The 15,948-nt window shown below is 62.8% G+C and carries 13 protein-coding genes; 7 read left to right on the forward strand and 6 right to left on the reverse strand.

What is annotated here, in order from left to right; genetic code table 11:
* Positions 1 to 92 precede the first annotated feature (92 nt).
* Both JAO73_RS07025 and JAO73_RS07030 read right to left on the reverse strand, forming a co-directional pair.
* On the reverse strand, positions 93 to 1,109 hold the full coding sequence (locus tag JAO73_RS07025) for an NAD(P)/FAD-dependent oxidoreductase (RefSeq protein ID WP_198976383.1): 1,017 nt from the start codon (positions 1,107 to 1,109) through the stop codon (positions 93 to 95).
* 174 nt (positions 1,110 to 1,283) lie between these two features.
* Positions 1,284 to 1,697: a hypothetical protein gene (locus tag JAO73_RS07030; protein WP_198976384.1), complete on the reverse strand. Its 414-nt coding sequence runs from the start codon at positions 1,695 to 1,697 to the stop codon at positions 1,284 to 1,286.
* Positions 1,698 to 2,023: 326 nt separating this feature from the next.
* Between JAO73_RS07030 and JAO73_RS07035 the strand changes: the two genes are divergently transcribed.
* The 7 genes from JAO73_RS07035 (at position 2,024) to JAO73_RS07065 (ending at position 12,449) form a co-directional block, all read left to right on the forward strand.
* The gene (locus JAO73_RS07035) at positions 2,024 to 3,319 is read left to right on the forward strand and encodes a hypothetical protein (RefSeq protein WP_198976385.1); all 1,296 of its coding nucleotides are present in this window, start codon (positions 2,024 to 2,026) and stop codon (positions 3,317 to 3,319) included.
* A gap of 95 nt (positions 3,320 to 3,414) precedes the next feature.
* Complete coding sequence (locus JAO73_RS07040; protein ID WP_198976386.1) at positions 3,415 to 3,825, forward strand: hypothetical protein; 411 nt, start codon at positions 3,415 to 3,417, stop codon at positions 3,823 to 3,825.
* A 159-nt stretch (positions 3,826 to 3,984) separates the two neighbouring features.
* Positions 3,985 to 5,466 carry a hypothetical protein gene (locus tag JAO73_RS07045; protein ID WP_198976387.1) on the forward strand — a complete coding sequence of 494 codons (1,482 nt, stop codon included), beginning with the start codon at positions 3,985 to 3,987 and terminating at the stop codon, positions 5,464 to 5,466.
* Positions 5,467 to 5,566: 100 nt separating this feature from the next.
* Complete coding sequence (locus tag JAO73_RS07050) at positions 5,567 to 8,974, forward strand: acetate and sugar kinases/Hsc70/actin family protein (protein WP_198976388.1); 3,408 nt, start codon at positions 5,567 to 5,569, stop codon at positions 8,972 to 8,974.
* The gene (locus JAO73_RS07055; protein WP_198976389.1) at positions 8,952 to 10,007 is read left to right on the forward strand and encodes a hypothetical protein; all 1,056 of its coding nucleotides are present in this window, start codon (positions 8,952 to 8,954) and stop codon (positions 10,005 to 10,007) included. Before JAO73_RS07050 ends, JAO73_RS07055 begins: the two co-directional genes overlap by 23 nt.
* 158 nt (positions 10,008 to 10,165) lie before the next feature.
* Positions 10,166 to 11,659 (forward strand): hypothetical protein, encoded by a 1,494-nt coding sequence (locus JAO73_RS07060; protein WP_198976390.1) that lies wholly within the window; start codon positions 10,166 to 10,168, stop codon positions 11,657 to 11,659.
* A 130-nt stretch (positions 11,660 to 11,789) separates the two neighbouring features.
* Positions 11,790 to 12,449, forward strand: coding sequence for an OmpA family protein (locus tag JAO73_RS07065; protein WP_198976391.1), 660 nt, complete (start codon positions 11,790 to 11,792; stop codon positions 12,447 to 12,449).
* 66 nt (positions 12,450 to 12,515) lie between these two features.
* On the opposite strand, the gene JAO73_RS07070 is transcribed toward JAO73_RS07065, so the two are convergent.
* From JAO73_RS07070 to JAO73_RS07085, 4 genes are all read right to left on the reverse strand, one after another.
* Entirely contained in the window at positions 12,516 to 12,911 is a 396-nt protein-coding gene (locus tag JAO73_RS07070; protein ID WP_198976392.1) for a hypothetical protein, read from the reverse strand.
* 150 nt (positions 12,912 to 13,061) lie between these two features.
* Complete coding sequence (gene mgrA / locus JAO73_RS07075) at positions 13,062 to 14,054, reverse strand: L-glyceraldehyde 3-phosphate reductase (RefSeq protein WP_198976393.1); 993 nt, start codon at positions 14,052 to 14,054, stop codon at positions 13,062 to 13,064.
* Positions 14,055 to 14,152: 98 nt separating this feature from the next.
* Positions 14,153 to 15,238, reverse strand: a complete 1,086-nt coding sequence (gene fbaA / locus JAO73_RS07080) for a class II fructose-bisphosphate aldolase (protein WP_198976394.1) — start codon at positions 15,236 to 15,238, stop codon at positions 14,153 to 14,155.
* A 242-nt stretch (positions 15,239 to 15,480) separates the two neighbouring features.
* Positions 15,481 to 15,888 (reverse strand): T9SS type A sorting domain-containing protein, encoded by a 408-nt coding sequence (locus JAO73_RS07085; RefSeq protein ID WP_198976395.1) that lies wholly within the window; start codon positions 15,886 to 15,888, stop codon positions 15,481 to 15,483.
* Positions 15,889 to 15,948 lie beyond the last annotated feature (60 nt).

A 15,948-nucleotide genomic window follows, 5' to 3' on the forward strand; every position in this document is an offset into this window, starting at 1 on the left:
TTAGGGTAGGAGGGTAGGAGGGTAGGAGGGTAGGAGGGGGACAGGAGCCACTAACTCCTGTCCTCCTACCCTATTGCCCTTAATTGCCCTTATTACATGCTGGGCGCACCGTTTACGGTGGTGTACTTCAGCGTGTACTTTTTGTCGGGGAAAATGTACTTGAAGGCGCCCTGGCACATGAGCGCGGCCTCGTGGAAGCCGCACAGAATGAGCTTGAGCTTGCCGGGGTAGGTGTTGATGTCGCCGATGGCAAACACGCCAGGCAGCGAGGTGCTGTAGTCCAGGGTGTCCACCTTCACGGCGTCGTTCTCGATTTCCAGGCCCCACTCGCCGATGGGGCCGAGCTTGGGCGTGAGGCCGAACAGCGGAATGAAGCAGTCGAGCGGCACGGTCTCGGCCTGGCCGTCGTTGCCGGTGATGGTCACTTCTTTCAGCATGCCGTTGCCGTGCAGGTGCGTCACGTTGGAGCTGAGCACGAGCTTGATTTTGCCGGCTTCGGCCAGCGTCTTCACTTTCTCGGCCGAGTCGGCGGCGCCGCGGAAGGTGGTGCCGCGGTGCACCAGCGTCACGTCGGAAGCCACGTTGGCGAGGAAGTTGGTCCAGTCGAGGGCCGAGTCGCCGCCGCCGGCGATGACGATTTTCTTGTCGCGGAAGTGCTCGGGGTCGCGCACCATGTAGTGCACGCCGCGGCCGCCTTCAAACTGCTCCAGGTTCTCCACGGCGGGCTTGCGGGGCTCGAACGAGCCCAGGCCGCCGGCAATGGCCACGGCCTTGCAGTGAATTTCGGTGCCGTCGGTGGTGTAGAGCTGGAACGAGCCGTCGTCGAGCTTCTTGAATTGTTCAACCCGTTCGCCCAGCGTGAAAGTGGGGTGGAAGGGCTCAATCTGCTTCATCAGATTGTCTACGAGGTCGCCGGCCAAGATTTCGGGGAAGCCCGGAATGTCGTAAATCGGCTTTTTGGGGTAAATTTCGGAGAGCTGGCCGCCGGGCTGGGGCAGGGCGTCTACCACGTGGCAGCGGAGCTTGAGCAGGCCGGCTTCGAACACGGCAAACAGGCCCACCGGGCCGGCCCCGATGATGCAGATGTCAGTGGAAATGGGAGTGGGCATAGGGGAAATAAAGTGCCTTTAACCGGGCGTCGGGTTTGAAGCGGCTACAACGTAGGAAGCCGTTGGGCAAAGGTACGGCCACCGGCCGGGGCCGCCAACGCGGGCCCGGGTTATAACAGCGCACCCGCCTAATTCGTTGGTCCAAAGCCCCGAAAACCCCAAAATGTGTTGGCCTCAGGCGGCCGTGCCGATGCGCAGCTGCAGCTCGTCGAGGAACTGCGTAGCGTCCCAGATGTCGAGGAAATACTCGACGGGCATCGCCTGGCTGGTGGTCACGGCGTCGGTGTAGTGGCGAGTGGGCAGGCCGGGCACGTGCACCTCGGCCACCAATGTCACGCCGCGCTGCACAATGAGCTGCTCCACGGCCTGAAACTCGGCAAGGAGGCACATGCCGTGCTCATTCACCACCTGCATGTCGCTGAGAATGACAAAGCCCGGGCTGACTTCGGCCAGCGCCGCTTCCCAATCGTCGCGGTAATGAGGAAGGGAGGTGACGGCACGCATCTGACCAAAGTTCTGGTAGAAAATTCGGTTCTGGGCGGGGTCGACGGTGAGTTGATACTCGGGACGGAAAGCAATTATGCGCATTAGACAACACAAACCAAACAACCATTTCCGGCCATTTTTTGCACAATGTTACTAAAATTTGAAGGAAAGGTGCAATAAACAAGCGCGGCCTTGGGACAAGGACCCCAAATCAAGACCCAAAATAGGTACGGACGAGGTAACCCAAGCCGAACCCTCTGGCGAGCGGCCGGTGAAAGGGGAGGGGCAATACCCCCTAAGCTTCCGCGTTTAGCGCGGCACTGGTTTTCGGCCGCGGAGCATTTCGCTGCGTAATGCCTATACTTCGCCCCAAATCCTTGCCTAGCGCTTACCCTATGCCGACATCTGTTTCCGCGAAGCCCCTGGCTTTGCGTTTTTTTCGTGGCTTCCGGCTGGCCGGGGTGCTGCTGGGAACTGCCCTGCTGGCCAACTGCGGCGGCTCCGAGCCCGCCGAAACCCCTGCCGCCAAGCCCACCAAAGGGGCCAAGCCCGCAACCACGCCCGCCGAGGCGGAAGCGGCGCCGCTGAACGTGAGCGTCTTTTTGGAATACTCGGGCGGCATGAAGGGCTTTGTGCCCCGCGGCGGCGCCGACAAGCCGGCCACGGAGTTTCAGCAGCGCATCGGCGCCCTCATCACCGAAACGCAGGTGAACGGCGCCGTGGCCAACCGCAAGTACTACCTCTGCGAAAACGCGGCGCCCAAAGCCGTGCCTTTCTCGGAACTGCGCAACCTGGTGCAGGGCAACGTGGCCCAGGCCGCCCTGGGCACCGAGCTGCCGCAAATGCTGGAAGGCATCTTGGCCCGGCCGCAGGCGGCGCAGGAAGTGAGCGTCGTGATTTCCGACTTCATCTACGGGCCCGAGGACCGGTCGGCGTTTTCGCAGCTGCCCAACCTCATTCGCACGTCCATCGCGCCCGTGAGCCAGAAGCAGCTGGCCGTGGCCGTGTTTGGCGAAACCTCGCGCTTCTACGGCAGCTACTTCCCGGCCGTGAAAACGCCGGTGCCGAAGCGCACGCTCAACGGCGAAAAGGTGCCGTACTACGTGTGGGTAATCGGCCCGCCCGCGCTGGTGGCGCGCTACTCGGCCGAAGTGTTCCGCAACGCGCCGGCCCAGCAGGCGTTCTTCGGGCTGAAGACGAGCACGCCGGCTTTCGCGCCCGTGCTGGTGAAACTGACCGACCCAAAACTGAAGCCCAGCGGCAGCGTGTACGCCGAGGATAACGGCCTGACCATGAAAGTGTCGGACGACCCGGCCGAATTTACGGTGGGCCTGAACCTGAAAGAATTGCCCGCCGCGTGGCAGCAACCGGCGTTTTTGGCCCAACATCTGCAGGTGCGCCTACCTAACGGCCAAGCCGCCGTGGTGCCCAATTCGGTGCGGACGCTCACCGAAGAGCAGCAAAGCGGGCAGCCGGTGCTGGCGCCTTACACCCATGCGCTGCGCCTGCGCGTGACCAAGCTGGCGGCTCCCACCGCCACGCTCAGCCTGGCCCTGCCCGCTCCGGAAACGCCGGATTGGGTGAGTGCCTGGAGCACCGCCAACGACAATACGCCCGCCCCGCGCACGTTTGGCCTCGACCAAATCCTGACGGGCGTCCGGCAGTCGTACCCCACGCCTTTGCCGCCCGTATTCACGGTGCAGCTGCCGCTTAAGAAAGACTAGTTGTCGGTTGCTCGTTGTCAGTTGCTCGTTTCTTTTTGAACCCGCAGCTGAACAACCCAACAACTGACAACCAACAACTGACAACTAAACCCCCTATGCAAACCTTCTTCACCGGCCTGTACTCGGCCCTGATTTCCATCTTCCAAAGCCAGCGCCCGGCCGACTACGGCCTCTACAAAACCGATATTTTCTCGCTCGTGGGCTGGAGTACGTTGGGCGTGGCCCTGCTGTTGGTGCTGGCGTATTACTACGTGTTCAACTCGGCCCTGCGCACGGGCATGTTTCGCACCACGCACTGGGTGCTGACGCTGGCCCTGGCCGCGGGCTTGGGCGTGCTGCTGGCCAATTCCCTCAGCAAAAGCCACGGCGCCGAGCCCAGCAGCTACCTCGGCTATTTTATGGTGGTGAACATGCTGGTGGCCGCGCTGTGGTTCTTCCTTTTCTCGGTGCTGCTGAAGCGGTGGAGCACCTACGCCCGCACCACGCCGTTTGTGGGGCCGTTTTAGTTTTTTCTGTTAACGCCTGTCATCCTGAGCACCGCGAAGGACCTTTTCACGTCTGGATGTTTTGAAATTACCGCGAACTGTTCTGGCCTGAAAAGGTCCTTCGCGGTGCTCAGGATGACAGGCGTTAAAATGACAGCTCTTTCAATCCGCTAGAAAACAATGTCCAAACTATTCATCTTCGCCGTGGGCGGCACCGGGGCCCGCGTGCTGCGCTCCCTCACCATGCTGCTGGCCTCGGGCGTGCGCATTCCCAACTGCGACCAGGTGGTGCCCGTCCTCATCGACCCCGACACCCAGAACGGCGACGTGACCCGCACCGTGGCCCTGCTCAAGCGCTACGCCCGCATTCACGAAGCGCTGTACGGCGACGGCCAGAAGGAAAAAACCGGCTTCTTCAGCCAGCCCATGAACACGCTGGCCCACCTGAACACCAGCGGCGGCGGCGAGGAGCTGCGCGACTCGTTTGTGTACGACTTTGGCGGCATCAGCCAGCCCTTCCGCGACTATTTGAAATACAACGACCTCTCGGTGGAAACGCAGGGCCTGGTCGATTTGCTTTTCACGCAGGACAGCCTCGCGGCCAACCTCGACGTGGGCTTCCGCGGCTCGCCCAACGTGGGCTCGGTGGTGCTCAATGCGGTGGTGCAGTCCAAGGAAATGCGCTACCTCGCCCAGAGCCTGCAAGACGGCGACCGGGCGTTTTTCATCAGCTCGATTTTTGGGGGCACCGGCGCGGCCGGCTTCCCGCTGCTGGTGAAAAACCTGCGCGACGCCAATTCCCCGCTGGCTCACCCCGAAGTGCGCCGCCGTCTGAAAGCCGGCGCGCTGGTGATGCTGCCCTACTTCAAGCTGCAGGAGCCGTCGGCCGACGAAAAGGCGGCCGGGCAGGACTTCATTGACTCCAATACCTTCATTACGAAGACCAAAACGGCCTTGTCGTACTACGCCGACAACCTGAAAGGGCTGGAAGCCATGTACTACCTCGGCGACCAGCCCGGCCAGCCGCTGGCCAACCACCCCGGCCGCGCCGAGCAGCGCAACCAGGCCCACCTGCTGGAGATGCTGGGCGCCCTGTCCATCCAACACTTCATGGAAGTGCCAGATAATCAGCTCGACGGCAACCAACCTTTGTTCCACGAATACGGCCTGAAGTCAGACTCCACCGACGTGGACTTTGCCCAGCTGCCCAGCGACCTGCGCCAGGAAGTGGCCCGCCCGCTCATCCAGCTGCATTACTTCGCCCGTTACTTCCTCAAGCACACGCCCGAAGACGAAAAAGCGCCTTACTACGAAGCCGGCGACCTCGCAGCGCAGCTGCGCAACAACCGCGCCCTGCGCGAACTGTACGACTTCTTTGGTGAGTACAACGAGTGGATTCGGGAGCTGGGCGTGAACCAGCGCCGCTACACCGCCATCCGCGCCGAGGAAATGGATTTCAATAAAATGGTGGCCGACAAGACGGTGGAAACCGGCATCTTCAGCAAAGGCATCACACCGGGCTATTTCCGCGACGAGCTGACCAAAGCCGTGGGCAAGGCCACGCTGAAGAACCCCACCGAAAACGAGGCCCTGCGCTGGATAGTGAAGGCTTTTGAAGAGGCCACGGGCGAGATTCTGGACAAGAAGCTGCAATACTCCTAATCTGGTTGGCGGTGGCTAGTTGTTCGCTGTCAGTTATTAACGACAGCCCGCATACTAGCCACCGACAACGGACAACTAGCAACTGACAACAAACTGATTGATGGCTAAAATCCTGCGTTTGCACGATACCGGTTCCAGCACCCACGAGGGCTGGGGCCCTACTGGAAAAATTGGCCCCCACGAAGTGGAGCGCCTGCGCGACCCGCAGGGCGGCCGCGCCGCCAAGGTGGCTGTGTCCATTCCCTCGCCCTTTGCCCGCATGCACTTGGTGGAAACCGCGCTGCGGTTTGTGACCCAGGGCGGAGCCGCCCAGGACTCGGTGTATCACCAGCTGGTGAGTCACTTCTGGGACGTGTGGGAAATGGTGTTCAACTTCCACCAGCGCAAGCTGGCCAGCCAGCGCCTGCAAATCCGGGCCTGGCGCAAAGACGAGGAATTGGCCAAGCTGCGGGCAAACCCCGGCACCCGGCCCCTGGCCGACGTGCTAAGCCTCTATCTCGACGGCCGTTTTGCAAAGCTCACCGAGCTGCACCTGATTTACTTCCCCGGCCCCAACGGCGTGCCGCAGCTTATCGGCGGCACTTCGCCGCTCACGCTGTTTTTCCCGGCGCCCAACGTGCGCCCACTTCCAGTTCAGCGGCCCCAGGGCGGCGGCTACTATTTCGATAGCACCTACGTGCCGCTGGACGCCCGCGAAGCCGCTTTCCGCGACTACGTGTACCAACTCTTCACCGGCGACCCGGCCCTGACGGGGCTGGCCCCGCTGGTGCGCGACACCCTCGACCGCAGCCTTCTGCAAAAGTGGGCCATGGACGGCAGCGCCAACCTGAGCAACTTCCCGGTGCTCACCGACGCCTCGAACAACCAGATTGACGTGGCTGGCGTGCTGCTGCGCGTGCGCCCCGACGAGGGCACGGTGCGCCATTCCGACCTGTTCATCCGGCCCAGCCGGCCGGGCGTGGCGGGCCCGCTGCCCATCGTGCTGCGGCCCGGCCTGAAGGCCGTGGGCAAGCGCTATTTCAACGAAACCATGTTTGCCGACAGCGGCGCCATTGTGCCCGCCGCCGACGCCCGCCCGCTGAAAGAGCGCACCCTGCCCGGTCCGGAATTGTCGTACCCCTACCTCACGGTTAACGACCTGCTGGAGGAAACGCTGCTGACCGTGCCCTACGAGGTGGATGAAACCCGTTTCTACAGCGGCAACCTGAAAGTTGCACCGGGCTTTAAGCCCAGCAACTGGCCGCTGCTGCCGCTTAAGCCGGCGTATTTCGACTACTTCACGGCCCAGGATTTGGCCGAGCACCTGAGCGTGGAAATGGATTCGGCCAGCGTGCGGGTGCGCCTGCGCGTGCCGGTGAGCGGCGGCGACTACGTGGACTACGAGCGCGCCTACTACCCCAACCCGCAGGGCGATAACATCGGCCGCCTGCTGGTGACCAACGTGGCGCTGTCCATTTTCCCCTTCGTGAAAGTGGCCGACGCGCCGCAGTACAACGACTTCTACAAAGTCATGCTGGTGGATGCCAACAACATCGACCCCAGCATGGTGACCAAGAAGGTCGACCTGAAATTCTGGGCCAATGGGCACCAGCTCAGCGAAACCGGCACCGACCAGAGCGCCACCCGCTACGAGCGCACCCCCAAAACCAGCCAGGACGAAGGCAGCACTTACTACGAGGTGCGCGGCACCCACTTCGACTACCTCGAAGTGCTGAACCCGGCCCCGGCCGAGGGCCGCGCACTCATCATTCCGCGTTGGCCCGAAGTGCGCCAGGGCACTAAGGAGTACCGTTTTGCCATCGACTTCGGCACTACGAACACGCACGTGGCCATGCAGGACAGCCCGGGCCAGGAGCCCAAGCCGTTCAGCTTCGGCCTGGCCGATACGCCGGTGGCGCTGCTGAAAAAGAGCACCGCCGAGCCCGACCGCACCGCCTACGAGCGCCTCTACCGGGGCATCGACGACGACCCGGCCAACTTCGTGCAAATCAAGCGCTGGCAGCAGTACCAGGAGCGCGAGTTTGTGCCACCCATCATCGGCGCCGACAATTCGCCCTACGCCTTCCCGGCCCGCACCGCCACCTACGAGGCCGCCAACTACGCCACCCAGGAGCTGAGCGTGCTCGGCAACATCAACGTGGCGTTCGGCATCATCACCGAAGAGCAGCGCCGGCCAAACTACCACACCAATCTTAAGTGGGACAATTCGCTGAACATCGCCAATACCAACCGCGTGCGGGCGTTTTTCAAGGAAATTCTGCTGCTGTGCCGCGCCAAAGTGGCCCTGAACGGCGGCAACCTCGCGGCCACGCAAATCACCTGGTTTGCCCCGCTGAGCTTCTCGACTTACCAGCGTAACCTGTACCAGCGCGAGTGGGACATGCTGTTCCATCAGGTGTTCCACACCACGGCCTCCATGCCCTGCATGGTCGAGTCGACGGCGCCGTATTACTACCTCACGCGCCGCAACATTGTGACGCTGGGACCGGGCGAAAACGCCGCCTTCATCGACATCGGCGGTGGCACCACCGACGTGCTGCTCTACGCCGACCGCAAGCCGGTGCTCAGTACCTCGTTCCGCTTCGCCGGCAATGACTTATGGGGCGACGGCGGCGCCGAAGTGCGTGGCTCGAAGGACAACGGCCTCGTGCGTTTCGGCGTGGCCGGGGTGCAGAGCGCGGTGCTTTCGCCCGCCGCCCGCCGGGCCCGCGAATACGTGCTGGTAGCCGAAGGAACCGACAATTTCGGCTCCGAGGACGTGGCCAGCTTCCTGTTCAACTACGACCAGCTGCTGGGTTTCAGCGAGCGGCTGCTGCGGGCCGAGCACCTGCGCGTGCTGTTCTACCTGCACTTCGGCGCCCTCATTTACCACGTGGCGCAGGTGACGGTGGCCAACGGCCAGCAGCTGCCGCGCTACCTGTGCTTCACGGGCCGCGGCAGCCTCTACGTGCGCCTGCTGGCCGCCGGGGCCAACCTGCAGCCGGTGGAGAAGCTGGCCCGCCTCATCATGGAAAAAGCCACCGGACAACCCGTGCCGGCCGATTTCCGCATCAAGCTGGCCGACGACCCCAAGCAAACCACCGCCAACGGCGGTGTGCTCGCCACCGGCCAGATTCCGCAGGACCCGCCGCTGGTGCGCCCCGTGGGCATTGCCCCCGACCCCGAGAATCCGCTGGCTGACAAAGGCGAACACCACCTAGAAGCCGCCGGCGTGACCGACGAAATCAAGCAGGCCGTGCTGAGCAACGCCCGCGCCTGCCTCAAGCTGCTGCTCGAAGACCCCGAGCTGAAGCGTGTGCAGGCCGACCTGGGCGTGAAAAACGACCAGGGCCTGGTGATGAGCACGCTGGAGCGCAGCCTCGGCGACTCCTTCAACCTCTACCGCCAGCAGTACGCCGACGTGCTGCGCGACGGCGACACCATTCCCGAAACCCTGTTCTTCCTGCCGTTCAAAAACGCCCTGTATGAGCTATCCAAGGTGCTTCATGACGCGCAGCCGCTCAACTAGCCCGTTGCGGCGGTGGGCGCTGCTGCTCCTGCTGGCTCTGGGCAGCGGAGTGGCAGCGCACGCCCAGCCGAGCGCCTCAGACTCGGTGGCCGGCGCCCCGGCGGCCACCGCTTCCAACTGGCCCTGGATGCTGGGCCTGCTGGTGGGCGGCATCGCCATTGGTGTGCTGGGCGCGCGCTGGCTGGCCCGCCAGCCGCGCAAAGTGGCCGACATGATGGACCCACGCCCGGCCCCCGAGGCGCCGTCGCCGCCCAGGAAGCGCGCCGAAAACGTGCCCAAGGCCCCAGCAGAACCGAAGGCGCCGCCAGCGGCTGAAAACACCTCTAAGGCAGCGAACGTCCAGTCGCTGAGCAAAATGCAGGGGCGCGAGCCCCGGCCTTCCACTTCTTCAAAACCCTCGTCTAAGTCCGCCGGTGGCGCTGGAAAATCTGCTCAGCAAGCGCGTAGGCACTCTTCCCGTGGCGACTCTCAGGACTGGACGGTACCCCACCGCGCCGCAGATATGAACCCAACCCCTCCTTCTTCTTCGCCCACCGACCAGCCGTTGGAGCCGGGCCAGACCGTCGAATGGTCGGCGCCAACTTCCACGCCGGCGGCCATCCAGGAATTGATTGACGCCACGGCCGGCGACGTGTCCATCAATCCGGATGCCCGCGGCGAAGCCCTGACGGCCCTGGAAGCGGCGGCTACTGCCCCGGCGGAAACCGCCAGCGGCCCCGTGCACTACTATGCCCCGGCGCCCGACACTCCGAGCATCGAGCACCGCAAGCTCAGCCCCAACCCGCTCCCGCAGATGCCGTTGCTCATCACGCTGCCCCATGCGAATGCTGATGCGGCGCAGTTCTCGTTCAGCCCGCAGGCCGACCAGTCGCGCATCATCGGCAACGGCGTGCGCGAGCTGAAGGAATTTTTTGCCTTTGAGCTACCGCCCACCGAACAGTTTACCACGATTAAAAACGTGGCCCCCGGCAAGCTCGAAAAGCGCGACGACGCGTGGCACGTGGTGCAAAAAGCCAGCATTGCGCTGAGTTAATGTTTCGCTTTTGGGGTAGGGACGCAATGTGTTGCGCCTCGTCGTTGAACAATCGGTGCCGTACTGGGGAGCATCGTGCCTGTATCGTCGAGATGCGACCGTTCGACGACGACGAGACGCAACACATTGCGTCTCTACCTTCGCTGTAAATCCCCGCTATGCTCTTAGTTGAAATTCTATTAATCCTGGCCCTAGTGGCCTGGCAGGGCGTGGTGTTTGTTCGCAACCGCCAGCTTACCCGGCGCGTGGAAGCCATGTACCCCATGCCGGGCTCGGTGGCGGTGCAGCCCATTCCGTTCACGGCCGCCAACCCGGACCGGAATTTCGACGTGCAGTACGACGCGCTGATGACGCGCGACGCTTCGCCGGAGTTCGGCCAAATCATCGCCGACACCAATGAGTACCTCCAGAACAACCGCGGCGCGGCGGCCGACTTTGGCATTCTGAAAGACATTTCCGAACGCCACGCCGAAGCGCTGGACGAGGAGATTCAGGCCCAGATTTCGACGCCGCTGTACCTGGGCTTGCTGGGCACGTTCACGGGGGCCATCCTGGGCTTGGTGTCGCTGGTGGGCAACCCTTTCGCGGAAGCCGTGGCCGACCCAGCCAAGGATACTTCCTTCAGCAACGGCGACGTGCAGCACTTCCTGGGCGGCGTGCTCATCGCCATGATTGGCAGCTTGTTTGGCCTGGCCTTCACGCTGGCCGGCAACCAACTGCTGAAGCAGGCCCGCGCCGTGCGCGACCGCAACAAAAACGCCTACTACACCTTCCTGCAAAAGGCCCTGCTGCCCAAGCTGAACTCCGACATGCAGGCCGGCATGGCCAACCTGAAGTCGGTGCTTGACACGTTCAACGCAGAGTTTTTCAGCCAGATTCAGAACGATTTTTTCAGCAAGATTCACGAGTTCACGCCGCTCATTGCCAGCATCACGGAGAACGTGAGCGTGCAAAAGCGCTTTCTGGAACAGCTGGAGAAAATCGGCTATTCGGAACTGGCTAACGCCACCATTCGGGTGTTCGACCGGGTGGACGAAAGCGCCCAGACGTTCGAGAAATTCCTGGGCTACCAGCAGGCCCTGAACAACACCGTGACCCACGGCGCCGAGGTGGCCCAGGTCATCACGGCGCTGCTCAACCGCCTCACGGCGCTGGAGCAGGGCCTGGCCAGCGTGCCCCAGTACCTGCAGCAGCACGACGATGCCCTGCGCCAGCAAGTGGCTTTCTTCAGCCAGCACGGCAAACTGCTGGCCGACCTCGGCGCCCAAATCCGCCAGGGCGTGAGCGAGGGCGTGCACCGCATGGACCAGGAACTCGACGGCCGCCTGCTGGAGCTGCAAAAAGAAGCCACCGAGGCTCACGAGCAATGGCAGCGCCACTTCCGTGAGCTAAACCAGAACAACGTCTACCAAAAAATCACGGAGTACCTCAACCCCTTCACCCAACTGCCGGCCCAGCAGAAGGACCTCAACGTGCTGCAGGAGCGCCAAGCCAACCTGGCTGCGCAAGTCATGCAGCGCATGGAAGCCCGCCTGCTGGCCGACTCGCAGCTGCAGCAGCAGCTATTGCAGCAAGTAGACCGCACCAACAAGGTGCTGGAGGAAATCACTAAACCCAACTGGTTCCAACGGAATTTTCTGGGCAAGAAGTAACTACTCCGTCATGCAGAGCGCAGCGAAGCATCTCGCTCGGAGCGAGCATGATTACTACCCCACGCGAGATGCTTCGCTGCGCTCTGCATGACTTTCTACCACCTCCAGTAATACCAGCAATAAACCCACTATGAAAGAAAGCAAGGACTTCTTCTGGCCCAGCTACGTGGACCTCATGACGGCCTTGTTCCTCACCATGCTGGTGCTGTTTGTGCTCAGCTACAAGCTGTTCAAAGACAAGCAACGTGATAACGACAAGCTCATCTACGACCTCAAAGTGCAGGTGCAGGAGAAGCGCAAGCTCGACGAGATAAAGGCGGCCCTTAAGCGGCTGGAAAGCAATTATTTCATCTACAACGAGCGCTACAAGCGCTACGAGCTGAATTTTCCGGTCACCTTCTCGCCGCAGAGCGCCGTGCTGCCCGCCGAGGCGCAGGCGCCGCTGGTGAAGGCCGGCCGTTTCCTGCTCAGCCAGATGCAGGCCATCAAAAACGACGACAACGTGCAGTACCTCATTGTGGTGGAAGGCCGGGCCGCCAAAGACCTGCGCTACCCCGCCAACGACCCGCATAACCTTGATGGCCCGGCCGTGCGCCAGCTCAGCTACAGCCGCGCCCTGGCCGTGATTCGCCTCTGGGAGCAAGCCGGCCTGCGCTTCCCCAATAACCTGGAAGTGGTGGCGGCCGGCAGCGGCTTCCGCGGCGCCGGCCGCTACACGGGCAGCCAGGAGGCGCTCAACAAGCGCTTCATCATCCAGGTGCAGCCCAAGATTGGCTCGATTGGGAAGTAGGGGGCCGCTCTAAAGGAATGGCCGCCCATTCACAAATCCTTGAAATAATAAGGGTTGGGTGCTTGCTCAGGGGCTGACCACTTGGCGGATGCAGTCTTGGTACTGAGCCGGCTCGACCCGCCCCGACCTGGTGAGCACGGTGCCATTGGCCAACGTAATCTGGGAAGTCCATTCCACGCTGCTTCCGCTTGCAAAAGTGTAGGCCACGGTGCCAGGGGCCTGGCAGCCGGAAGGTGGGGTGGCATACACCGCACCCGTGGTGCCGAGCAGCGCGCTGTTAACACGCACTTCTATCCGGGAAATGGCAACGCCGTTGTAAGCCGCCGCATTGCTGAAAAACGTCACCGAAGAGTAGGTGCAGGAACCGTCGTCTTCGTCGGCCTGGCTGTTGTAGCGCATGGAAGCGGGGTCCTTGCACCCCTTCACTTTGGTCCGGCAGCTCACGCATGTCGTTGCCAGCATGCAGCCGATAATTACAAGGTGGAGCCAGTTGCTCATAGTTGCTGACGCATTGAGTGAGGCGTAGCAGCAACACAACTGCTAGCAGGCTTCAATATACATATAATTTATTATATATAATATAGACGATGAAATCGAAATGCTCAAGTTGGTTTAGCTTCCAAGTATCTGCTCAATTTCGGACAGTTCCTCCGCGCTAAAGACCGGGTTTTCCAAGCAGCGCAGCGAATCATCGAGCTGCTCGGGCTTGCTGGCCCCGATGAGTACGGAAGTCACCCGCTCATCCTTCAGCAGCCAGGCCAGGGCCATTTGGGCGAGGCTTTGGTGGCGGGTGCGGGCCAGGTCGTTGAGGCGGCGCACCTGGTCGAGGCGGTCGGGCGTGAGGTTTTTCTCCGTCAGGAAACCCACGCCTTTGGCCACGCGCGAGTCGTCGGGGATGCCGCGCAGGTACTTATCGGTGAGCAGGCCCTGGGCCAGGGGCGAGAAGGGAATGCAGCCCACGCCCTCCTCGCCCAGCAGGTCGAGCAGGCCGTTTTCGACCCAGCGCTCCACCATCGAGTACTTGGGCTGGTGGATGAGGCAGGGCGTGCCCAATTCCCGCAGCAGCCGGAACGCCTCGGCGGCCTGCGCGGGCTGGTAGTTGCTGATGCCCACGTAGAGCGCCTTGCCCTGGCGCACCACCAGGTCGAGCGCGGCCATGGTTTCGGCCAGGGGCGTGTCGGGGTCGGGGCGGTGATGGTAGAAGATGTCGACGTACGCCAGCCCCAGGCGCTTGAGGCTCTGGTCGAGGCTGGACACGAGCTGTTTTTTCGAGCCCCATTCGCCGTAAGGGCCCTCCCACATGTGGTAGCCGGCCTTGGTGGAAACGATGAGCTCGTCGCGGTGGGCGCGGAAATCTTCGCGCAGCACCCGGCCAAAGTTCTCTTCGGCCGAGCCGGGCGGCGGGCCGTAGTTGTTGGCCAGGTCGAAGTGCGTGATGCCGCGGTCGAAGGCCCGGTGCAGGATGGCGCGGGAGTTGGCCAGCACGTCCACGTCGCCGAAGTTGTGCCACAGGCCCAACGAGAGGGCCGGCAGTTTCAGGCCGCTACGGCCGCAGCGGCGGTAGGTCATGTGTTGGTAGCGGGTGGGGGCGGGTTGGTACGGCATGGGGCTAAGGTGGCGGGGCGGTGGCCGGTAGGTGCAGCAATAATAAACCCCGGCGCCTTTTGGGCGCCGGGGTTTATCTGCTTTTCAGCAACTGGCCGTTAGTAGCGGCGGTTGATGCAGTTCAGGTCCTCGAAGGCTTCTTTGAGGCGCGCCACGAAGGTTTCTTCGCCTTTGCGCAGCCACACGCGCGGGTCGTAGTACTTCTTGTTGGGCGAGTCGGCGCCGGTGGGGTTGCCGATTTGGCCCTGCAGGAAGCCTTCGTTCTTCACGTAGTTGTCCTTGATGCCCTGCCAGAAGGCCCACTGCAGGTCGGTGTCGAGGTTCATCTTGATGGCGCCGTAGCTGATGGCCTCGCGGATTTCCTCGCGGCTCGAGCCCGAGCCGCCGTGGAACACGAAGCTGATGGGCATGGCCTCCGCAATGTTGTGCTTCTGGCGCAGGAACTCCTGCGAGTTGTGCAGAATCTTGGGCTGCAGCTTCACGTTGCCGGGCTTGTACACGCCGTGCACGTTGCCGAACGCGGCCGCGATGGTGAAGCGCGGGCTGATTTCGCTCAGCTGCTCGTAGGCGTAGGCCACTTCCTCGGGCTGGGTGTAGAGCTTGCTGGAGTCCACGTCGGAGTTGTCGACGCCGTCTTCCTCGCCGCCGGTCACGCCGAGCTCAATCTCCAGCGTCATGCCGATTTTGGCCATGCGCTCGAGATAACGCTTGCAGATTTCGATGTTTTCCTCAATCGGCTCCTCCGACAGGTCGAGCATGTGCGAGCTGTAGAGGGGCTGGCCGTGCTGCTGGTAGTACTTCTCGCCGGCGTCGAGCAGGCCGTCAATCCAGGGCAGGAGCTTTTTGGCGGCGTGGTCGGTGTGCAGCACCACGGGCACGTCGTAGAGGCCGGCCATCAGGTGCACGTGGTGGGCGCCCGAAATGGCGCCGGCGATGCTGGCCTGCTGCTTGTCGTTGGGCAAGGACTTGCCGGCGTAGAACTGCGCGCCGCCGTTCGAGAACTGAATCATCACGGGCGAGTTCACCGCCTTGGCGGTTTCCAGCACGCCGTTCACGGTGTTGGTGCCGGTCACGTTCACGGCGGGCAGGGCGTAGGCGTGGGCCTTGGCGTGGTCGAAAAGCGCCTGCACTTCGTCGCCGTGCAGCACGCCGGCCCGCAGGCCGGTAAGGGTTTGGTCAGCCATAAAAAGGAGTTGATGCGGCGGGGCCGCGGTGGGAAGAGCAAGTGGAAAGACCGGGGCCGCCCCGGCGGCGTCCCGGGCAGCAAAGTACGCTCGGGGCGGCGGAACCTAAAAGCGGCGCGCCATGCCCCGGGCGGCCGTGGCGCGCTCCGGCTGCCGTGGGAGGGCCAGCGGGGCAAAAAAGAGGCCGGCCGTTGCAGCGGCCGGCCTCAGGGGCATCACTCACACTCCCCCACACAACGGGTTCATTCGGCGGTCATCAGCTTGCGCAGGCGGTACACGCCGTGGCGGTTTGTGACTTCCAACTGGTACTCGTAGTCGCCAGGGGCCAGGCCCAGGCCTTCCAGGTTCAATTTAATGCTTTGGGTGCCCGCGCTGCGGCCCTTGCGCACCACGCCAGCTACCTTACGCCCCTGTAGGTCGAAGAGGTCGAGGCGCACGTCGGCGGCGGTGGCCAGGGTGAAGGGCACGGTGGTTTCGCCCACGAAGGGGTTGGGGTAATTCTGTTCGAGGATGAATTGGCCGCCGGTTTCGCGCTCGGAGCTGCGCAGGGCCAGCCGCTCGATTTCGCTGATGGCAGGGTCGGGCGAAACCGCGCAGCCGCTGCTCATCGTGGCCGTGTCAAAGTACGTGTCGTGGGGGAAATCGGTCATGGGCCGAACAACGGAGAAGAAGGTAAGCGGGAGCCAGCAGCAGTTTCGCAGCGTAATTTA

This window comes from Hymenobacter miniatus (genome assembly GCF_016427455.1).
Taxonomy (GTDB): Bacteria; Bacteroidota; Bacteroidia; order Cytophagales; family Hymenobacteraceae; genus Hymenobacter; species Hymenobacter armeniacus.